This is a genomic window from Mesorhizobium sp. M1A.F.Ca.IN.022.07.1.1 (assembly GCF_003997575.1).
Lineage (GTDB): Bacteria > Pseudomonadota > Alphaproteobacteria > Rhizobiales > Rhizobiaceae > Mesorhizobium.
Window position 1 is genome coordinate 1 of record NZ_RZST01000496.1, and the last position, 3,191, is coordinate 3,191.

At 65.9% G+C, this 3,191-nt stretch carries 3 protein-coding genes; 2 read left to right on the forward strand and 1 reads right to left on the reverse strand.

Annotated features, from left to right (window positions below):
- Nucleotides 1-8: 8 nt before the first annotated feature.
- Both EOA75_RS31045 and EOA75_RS31050 read left to right on the forward strand, forming a co-directional pair.
- Nucleotides 9-641, forward strand: a complete 633-nt coding sequence (locus EOA75_RS31045; protein ID WP_245466790.1) for an LON peptidase substrate-binding domain-containing protein — start codon at nucleotides 9-11, stop codon at nucleotides 639-641.
- A gap of 79 nt (nucleotides 642-720) precedes the next feature.
- Complete coding sequence (locus EOA75_RS31050; RefSeq protein WP_067323589.1) at nucleotides 721-963, forward strand: Trm112 family protein; 243 nt, start codon at nucleotides 721-723, stop codon at nucleotides 961-963.
- Between the two features lie 24 nt (nucleotides 964-987).
- Here EOA75_RS31050 and EOA75_RS31055 read toward each other — a convergent pair.
- A partial coding sequence (locus EOA75_RS31055) for an error-prone DNA polymerase (protein ID WP_127325958.1) occupies nucleotides 988-3,191 on the reverse strand: 2,204 nt, incomplete at its 5' end.

A 3,191-nucleotide genomic window follows, 5' to 3' on the forward strand; every position in this document is an offset into this window, starting at 1 on the left:
CCAGGGATCTGCCGTCGAGGATCCCGGTGTTTCCGCTCGCCGGGGCGCTGCTGCTGCCCGGCGGCCGCATGCCGCTCAACATTTTCGAGCCGCGCTACCTGGAGATGATCGATGAGGCGATGGCCGGGCCGCGGTTGATCGGCATGATCCAGCCCAGCCTCGACGGCGCGTTGCGCGACGACGGCGAGCCCGAGCTTTGCAGCGTCGGCTGTGCCGGGCGCATCATCTCGCTTGCCGAGACCGGCGACGGGCGCTACCTGATCTCGCTGCAAGGCGTCTGCCGCTTCCGCGTCACGGATGAGCTGGCGGTCAAGACGCCGTTCCGGCAATGCCGGATGGCACCCTTCCTCGCCGATCTCGAGGAGGATCCGGCCGGTGCCGAGGTCGACCGCCCTGCCCTGCTCAAGGCGTTCCGCGCCTATCTGCAGGCCAACGACCTCGAGGCCGACTGGGAAAGCGTGAGCCGCGCCGAGAACGCCATGCTGGTCAACGCGCTGTCGATGATGGCGCCCTATGGGCCGGCCGAGAAGCAGGCCCTGCTCGAGGCGGCGGACCTGAAGACGCGCGCCGAGACGCTGATCGCCATCACCGAAATTACGCTGGCGCGCGAGGATGAGGATTTTGGCTCGAGCCTGCAGTAAGCGCAATGATTCAGGTGAAATCGGCCTGACCTGAATCTCAACACTTAGGCCGGCGGCAGTTGGACAATGGAAAAGCGAGATGGCGGACGGACGTGACGGGCGCAAAGCCACGGTCGACCCGAAATTGCTGGAACTGCTCGCCTGCCCGCTGACCAAAGGACCGTTGACCTGGGACGCCGAGCGCAGCGAACTGATCTCGCGCGTGGCGAAGCTTGCCTATCCGGTGCGTGACGGCATCCCGATCATGCTGCCTTCGGAAGCGCGCACGATCTCGGCCGAAGACGCGCTCAAGCCGCCGCCGCGGCTCGGCGGTCCGTCGTGAATCGCGCCGGCGGGCCGGTTGCCGCTACTGGAAATTGCGCCCCTTGGGCATGACCCGTTGCGCCGCGCCCGACAGGGCGTCGACATCCTGCCGCTCCACCGGCAGGCTGCGGTTCGCGGAGCGCTCCGGTCCATTCGATGACCCGGCGGGCTGATGCTCGATGGTGGGCGGCTCCTGCAGGAGGACGCTCAGCCAGGGCGTCAAATCCTCGATCCTGTCGGCGACGATGTGGATGACATCCGATTCCTGCTGCAGCTTGCCGGTGACGCGGATGAAGCGTGCGCCCATCACGATAGAGCGGAAGCGGTCGAAGACGCGCGGCCAGATGATGACATTGGCGATCGCCTTTTCGTCCTCCAGCGTTAGGAAGATCGCATTGCCTTTGCCGGGGCGCTGGCGCACCAGCACCAGGCCGGCGACGGTGACGCGGCGGCCGTCGCGCACCGACGGCAGGCGGACATTAGGGGTGATGCCGGCGCGGTCAAGCCGCTCGCGCAGGAAGGCGATGGGATGTTCCTTCAGCGACAGGCCGAGCGAGCGATAGTCGTGGACGACATGCTCGCCGAGCGGCATTTTCGGCAGCTTCGTCTCGGGCTCCAGCTCGCGCAGGCGGAGCGTGGGCTGGTCGAACAGCGGCAGTTTCTCGGCTGCGCTCCTGCCGTCCAGCGCGCGCACCTCCCAGAGCGCCGCGCGTCGGTCGAGGCCGAGCGAGCGGAAGGCGTCTGCCTGGGCCAGCCTTTCGATCTCGCCGACATCGAGGCCCGAACGCAGCCAGACATCCCTGACCGATCGATAGCCGCCGCCGCGCCGGGCGACGGCGGCCTCCATCCGTTCCTCCGAAAGCCCCTTGATCTGACGGAAGCCGAGCCGCACCGTATGAGCCGTCTCGATGACGCCGCGCATCGAGGCATGGCGTTCGAGGATGCGCGAAGGATCGAAACCGGACTTCTCCAGCGTGCAATCCCAGACGGAATGGTTGATATCGACCTCGCGCACCTCCACGCCATGGTCGCGCGCGTCGCGAACGAGCTGGGCCGGCTGATAGAATCCCATCGGCTGCGAGTTCAAAATCGCGGCGCAGAACACGTCGGGATAGAAGGTCTTGAACCAGCAGGAGGCATAGACCAGCAGCGCGAAGGAGGCGGCGTGGCTTTCCGGAAAGCCATATTCGCCAAAGCCTTCGATCTGCTTGAAGCAACGCTCGGCGAATTCCTTTTGGTAGCCCTTGTCGACCATGCCGTCGATCATGCGCTGGCGGTAGTTGCCGATCGTGCCGGTGCGCTTGAAGGTGGCCATTGCGCGCCGCAGCTCATCGGCCTCGCCCGGCTGGAAGCCGCCGGCAACGATGGCGATCTTCATCGCCTGCTCCTGGAACAGCGGCACGCCCAGCGTCTTGCCGAGAATCTCCTTCAGTTCCGGCTTCGGGTATTCGGCTTGCTCCTTGCCCTGCCGTCTACGCAGATAGGGGTGCACCATGTCGCCCTGGATCGGGCCGGGCCGCACGATCGCCACCTCGATGACGAGATCGTAGAACTCACGCGGTTGAAGCCGCGGCAGCATCGACATCTGGGCGCGCGATTCGATCTGGAAGACGCCCAGCGTGTCGGCCCGGCAGATCATGTCGTAGACGCGAGGGTCCTCCGGCGGCAGCGAGCTCAACTGATGCGGCCGGCCGTATTTGTCACGCGCCTGCGGATAATGATGCGTGAGCAAGGTCAGGGCTCGCTTCAGGCAGGTCAGCATGCCGAGCGCCAGCACATCCACCTTGAGGATCTTCACCGCGTCGAGATCGTCCTTGTCCCACTCGACCATCTTGCGCTCTTCCATCGCCGTCTTGACGATGGGCACGACCTCGTCGAGCCGGTCGCGGGTGATGACGAAGCCGCCGACATGCTGGGAGAGATGGCGGGGGAAGCCGATGATCTCGTTGGCGCGTTCCAGCACCTGCCGCGACAGCGGATCGGCGCGGTCGAGGCCGCCGGCATTGGCTTCCCTTTCGCCGAGCTCCGAGGTCGACCAGCCCCAGATGGTGCTCGACAGGGCGCTCCGGACGTCTTCGGACAAGCCCATGGCCTTCGCCACCTCGCGCAGGGCGGAGCGGCCGCGATAGCTGATGACGGCGGCGGCCAGCGCCGTGCGCTTGGCGCTGTATTTCTCGTAAATATAAGCGATGACCTCGTCGCGCCGTTCATGCTCGAAGTCGACGTCGATGTCGGGAGGCTCGTTAC